The sequence below is a fragment of the Promineifilum sp. (SeqCode) genome (genome assembly GCF_041918635.1).
Taxonomy (GTDB): Bacteria; Chloroflexota; Anaerolineae; order Promineifilales; family Promineifilaceae; genus Promineifilum.
The window spans coordinates 1-5,238 of record NZ_JAYRVJ010000443.1; the positions used below are offsets into that span (position 1 = coordinate 1).

Sequence of the window (5,238 nt, forward strand, 5' to 3'; positions counted from 1 at the left end):
GCAGGCCTGGGCCACGCGGAAATAGCCCTTCACGTTCACGTCAAGGATTTTGTCCCAATGGCTCTCCTCGGCCGTCAGGAAGGGGCCAAAGTGGGGGTTGGTGGCGGCGTTGTTGACCAGGATGTCGATGCCGCCATACTCGGTCACCGTCCGCTCGACCAGCGCCGTCACGGCCGCCGCTTCGCCAGTGTGAGCGGCCACGGCCAGCGCCTCGCCGCCGCGCTCGCGGATGATGGCCGCAACCTCATCGACCGCCGCCTGTTTGCGGCTGGCCAGCGACACCCGCGCCCCGGCCGCGGCATACGCCTCGGCGATGGCCTGACCAATGCCCCGCGACGCGCCCGTAATCAGCGCTACCTTCCCCGTTAAGTCGAAATTCGCTCCCGCCATGTCCCTTTCCTCCTGGTAGGGGCGCACCTATGTGTGCGCCCTGAGGCAGACTTGCGTGTGCATCCTGGGGCAAACCTGCGTGTGCGCCCTGGGGCGGGCAGACACGCAGGTCTGCCCCTACACTACGACAGCGCGCCGGACACATGCCCGGCGCGCTCATTTCTAACTGACCCACTGACCACTGCTTACTGCTTACTACTCCCCCGCCCCCTCAAACTCGACCTGCGTCTCCGTCTGCTTGAAGTAGTTATGCGGGTCAGACGTATGAACCCAGACCCACAGGTCATTGGGCGCATTTTCTGACCAGAAGTAGATCCACTCCGCATCGCGCGGGGGCATGTTGACGCAGCCGTGGCTGTGCTTATAGCCGAAGCGGTCGTGCCAGTACGCGCCGTGGAGGGCGATATCGACGTTGAAGTACATCGTATGGGGCACGTCCTCGTTGACGTAGTAGTCGATCTTGCCCTCCGCGCCGGTCATCATCGTCGCCAGGTGGCGCTCCCACACCTGGTAGATGCCCTCGTAGGTCGGCCAGCGGTTCAGGCCGCTGGAGACGAGACCGGCGTAGACCATGCGGTCGCCCTCATAGGCGGCGAAGTTCTGCTCATACAGGTCTACCTCGACCCAGTACTCGTCCGGGCCAACCTCGGCCGGGCGCGGGCTGAGGTCGATGATGCTGACGTAGGTTTGCTTCATCCACCGGCCGTGGCCGATGTCGTACCAGATCCAGCCTTCTTCATCGACGGCCGCGCCGTAGACCTCTACCGGCGTGTAGCGCGGCAGCTTGATAGCGGTGGGGCCAGGTTCCGCGCCGGGGGCTTCGCTATACTCGAAGTCCACCAGCACCCAGCCGAACGGCCGGTGGGGCTGCGTCCGAACCTCAACCCCACTGAATTCAGAGACCGTGCCGAGCTTGATATCCTCAGCCCGCACCCACTCGCCGAGGTCGATCATGTACCACAGCCGGCCCTCTTCACTGTTGTTGGCCGTGTCCTCGATGCTGTGCCACAGGTAACCGTCGCCAGCGTTGCGGACGATGGGGCTGTCCATGTCCGGCTCGGCGTAGACGTTGATATTGTCCACCAGCCGGCCATACTTCTTGCCGGGCAAGGTGCTATCCGGCCGCAGCGGCGGCTCGGTGTAAGGCGACGGCGGCGCATTGGTATCGCAGACGTAGCCGATGTCGCTGGACAGGACGTAGCAGTTCGCGGCCGCCAGGGTCGAGCGGGTCATCAGGAACAGGGCCAGCCCGGCCAGGGCGATCACGAGGGGTAGACGAATTCGACTCATCATCAAATAACCGTTCTCTATAAAAAGTTATGTGTGGGTTATTGCATCTGATATTGTAGCATGCCGCTCGGCGGGCTGCCACCCGCGCACCGAGTTGATCAGCCACACCCGCCCGGCACGGCGTAGGTCGTCAGGGGTCAGCGTCCGCTCCGCGATCTCCCCCGCTTCCAGCAACTGCGCCCGCAGCGTGCCCGCCAGCAGGCCGGCGGCCACAGGCGGGGTGTAGCGGCGGCCGTCCAGTTCCAGAACCAGGTTAGCCGTCGTCGCCTCGGTCAGCTCGCCGCGCTCGTTCCACAGGACGACCTCGTCGCAGTCGGGCCGCGCCGCCCGCGCCGTCTCATAGACCGCGCGGCGGGTCGTCTTGTGGTAGAGCCACACGTCGCCCGACGACACCGGCGCGGCGGCCAGCCCCACCCGCAGCGGCGACGGCCGGGCTGGCTCGGCGGCCAGGGGCAGCGCCTGCGTTTCCACATCGCCCCGCTCGCCCACCAGCAGCCGCACCCGGCTCGGTTCGCGCAACGACGCGGCCAGGTCGCGGAGTTGTCGCTCCACGTTCGCCATATCCACGTCAAAGCCGAAGTATTCGGCCGAGTCGCGCAGCCGTTGCCGATGGCGTTCCAGCAGGTAGAAGCCCCCTTCCGGCCTCCACAACATCGTCTCCAACAGGCGAAACGGCTCGGGCCGGGCGGTGGTCAGCACGCGGGCCTTCAGCAGGCACTCGGCGTACTCGGCCGCCGCGTCGGAGTCCCACACCACGCCGCTGCCAACGCCGTAGACCGCCTGGCCCGTCGCGCGGTCGATGACGGCGGTGCGGATGGCGACGTTGAACTGCGCCCGCCGCCCCGGTAGCAGGCAGCCGATGGCCCCGGTGTAGACCCCGCGCGGCCCCGCCTCCAGGTCGCGCAGGATGCGCATGGTGCGCACCTTGGGCGCGCCGGTGATGGAAGCGCAGGGAAAAGCCGCGGCCAGGATGCCGGCCAACGAGGCGTCGGTCTGGGCCGTCACGGTCGAGGTCATCTGCAACAGCGTCGGATAGCGCTCGATGGTGAACAACTCCGGCACGCCGACGCTGCCCACGCGGGCCACGCGGCCGAGGTCGTTGCGGATCATGTCCACGATCATGACGTTCTCGGCGCGGTTCTTCTCCGACTGGCGCAACCACGCCATCTGCGCGCGGTCGCCGGACAGAGTCAGGCCGCGCGGCGCGGTTCCCTTCATCGGTCGGGAGGCGACGGCCGCGCCGTCGAGGGTGAAGAAGAGTTCTGGCGAGGCGGAGCAGATAACGAAGCGCCCCAGGTCGAGGTAAGCGCAATAGCGCGCCCGCTGCGCCGCCACCAGGCTAGCGAACAGCGCCCACGGGTCGCCGGCGAAGTCGGCCCGCAGGTGAAAGGTGAAGTTGGCCTGGTAGGTGTCGCCGCGAGCGATGGCGTCTTTGATGCGAGCGATGGCCGCGGCGTAGGCGGGGAAGTCGAGCGACGGCCGCCACTCGCCGAAGCGAAAGTCGCCCGTCGCCGCCGGGGGCGCTATCGACTCGCGCCGGCGAAAGAGGCCGAACCAGAGCGGCGGCGGCCCGTCCGGCGCGGTGGGATGGGCAGCCAGCCCATAAGCCGCGGCTGCCTCATAGGCCAGGTAGCCGACGGCGTACAGCCCCTCCGCCTCCACCACTCGCGCCACGGCCTCAAAAGCCGCCCGCGCCTCCTCCGGCCGCTCCGCCACGACGATTCGCGCCAGATCGCCAAAGCGCCACCACCGGCCGCCCTCCTGCATGACGACCACCGGCGCGGGTGCTCCCAATTCGTCACTTGTCACTCGTCGTTCGTCACTCCGTTCGCATCTGAGGATGCGAACTCCGTAACTTGCCACGCCCTCACGCGGGCCCCTTCACATTCTCCCCCTGCCCCAGCTCTACCGAGCGCTGGTAGGCGGCCCAGATGCCACGCGACAGGACGGTGCGCAGCCCGCCTTTCTCCATGTGGTAGAGCGCGGCGGCGGTTGTGCCGCCGGGGGAAGTGACCTGGTTGCGCAACTCGGCCACGTGCTTGCCCGACTGCGCCGCGTACTCCAGCGAACCGCGCATGGTCTGAAACACGAGCTGCTCCGAGACGCGCCGCGAGAAGCCCAGATGCACGCCAGCGTCGATGAGCGCCTCCATGAACATGAAGATATAGGCTGGGCCGGTTCCGCTGAGCGCCGTCGCCATGTCCAGGTAGCCCTCATCATTGACATAAAGCTCCTGACCCAGCGCGCCGAGAATGGCCTGCGCCTGCCCGTGCTGCTCCTCGGTCACTTCGGGCGTGGCCGTCCAGACGGTCATGCCCTGGCCGATCTGGGCCGGCGTGTTCGGCATGGCCCGCACGACGGCGGCATGGGCCACGCCATCGGCCAACTTGCGGATGGGCGTGCCGGCCAGGATGGACAGCAGCAAGTCCTGCCGCCGCAGGTGGCCGCGGATGTTGGGCATGACCTCGGTCAGGTTCTGCGGCTTCACCGACAGGACGATGACCTGTCCCGCCTCGGCTACTTCGGCGTTGTTGCCGGAAGCGTGGATGCCGTAACGCTCCCGCAGATCGTCCAACCGCTCCGGCAGCGGGTCGGCGACGTAGATCTGGTCGGGCGCGACAATGTCGCGGGTGATCAGGCCGCGGATCATGGCTTCGCCCATGATACCGCCGCCGATGAAACTCACATTCTTGTCGGTAAACATTGTACTCTCCTAAGAAAGCATCCACAGATTACACAGATTGCACAGATTGGGATTTCGTCGTTTGTGGTTAGTCGTTAGTGGCTTGACTAACGACCAAGCACTCCTAAGAATCTGTGAAATCTGTGGATTCTCTTTCATCTGAAGCTCTCGCGGCGCAGGGTGACGGCCGCCAGTTGGTCGTGGTCGATCTCGACGCCCAGACCCGGCCCGGCCGGCACGGTGATGGTGCTATCCTCGCGGTTGAGCGTGAAGGGTGCGGTGATGTCCCGCGCGTAGTAGCGGTCGGTGGCCGAGATGTCGCCAGGCAACGTGAAGCCGGGCAGCGAGGCCAGGGCCAGTTGCGCGGCCCGCCCCACGCCCGTTTCCAGCATCCCGCCCACCCACAGCGGCATCCCCGCCGCGCGGCACAGGTCGTGGATGCGCCGCGCCTCCGTCCAGCCGGCCACGCGCGACGGCTTGACGTTGATAATGTCGCACGCGCCGATGGCGAGGGCGTAGCGGGCGTGATCGGCCGAGTGGATGCTCTCGTCCAGGCAGAGCGGCGTCTGGATCAGCGGGCGCAGCCGGCTGTGGTCGTAGATGTCCTCGTAGCCGAGCGGCTGCTCCAGCATCAGCAGGTTCAGGTCGTCCATGGCCTGGAAGACGGCCGCGTCCTCCAGCCGGAAGGCGGAGTTGGCGTCGAGCATGATAGGCAGATCGGGGAACGCCTCCCGCGCCGCGCGCCCTACGGCCACGTCGTGCCCCGGCTTGATCTTCAGCTTGATGCGCCGGTAGCCGAGGGCCACATACTCGCCGATGACCTCCACCGTCCGCGCCAGCGACGGCTGGATGCCGATGCTGACGCCGACGGAGAC

At 66.9% G+C, this 5,238-nt stretch carries 5 protein-coding genes; all 5 read right to left on the reverse strand.

What is annotated here, in order from left to right; translation table 11 throughout:
* Window positions 1-390: SDR family NAD(P)-dependent oxidoreductase (locus ACE3UY_RS13630; protein ID WP_374688056.1), on the reverse strand; the 390-nt coding region annotated here is incomplete at its 3' end.
* 195 nt (window positions 391-585) lie between these two features.
* On the reverse strand, window positions 586-1,683 hold the full coding sequence (locus ACE3UY_RS13635; RefSeq protein WP_374688057.1) for a L,D-transpeptidase: 1,098 nt from the start codon (window positions 1,681-1,683) through the stop codon (window positions 586-588).
* Window positions 1,684-1,707: 24 nt separating this feature from the next.
* Window positions 1,708-3,489 carry an aminodeoxychorismate synthase component I gene (pabB, locus tag ACE3UY_RS13640; RefSeq protein WP_374688058.1) on the reverse strand — a complete coding sequence of 594 codons (1,782 nt, stop codon included), beginning with the start codon at window positions 3,487-3,489 and terminating at the stop codon, window positions 1,708-1,710.
* Window positions 3,490-3,547: 58 nt separating this feature from the next.
* On the reverse strand, window positions 3,548-4,384 hold the full coding sequence (proC, locus tag ACE3UY_RS13645; protein ID WP_374688059.1) for a pyrroline-5-carboxylate reductase: 837 nt from the start codon (window positions 4,382-4,384) through the stop codon (window positions 3,548-3,550).
* 134 nt (window positions 4,385-4,518) lie between these two features.
* Window positions 4,519-5,238, reverse strand: a 720-nt coding sequence (menC, locus tag ACE3UY_RS13650) for an o-succinylbenzoate synthase (RefSeq protein ID WP_374688060.1), incomplete at its 5' end; no start/stop codon positions are given.

What these genes read in the sequence shown, in the direction of transcription:
- proC (WP_374688059.1), bottom strand. Translation starts at nt 4,384, where the DNA reads ATGTTTACCGACAAGAATGTGAGTTTCATCGGCGGCGGTATCATGGGC.
- ACE3UY_RS13635 (WP_374688057.1), bottom strand. Translation starts at nt 1,683, where the DNA reads ATGATGAGTCGAATTCGTCTACCCCTCGTGATCGCCCTGGCCGGGCTG.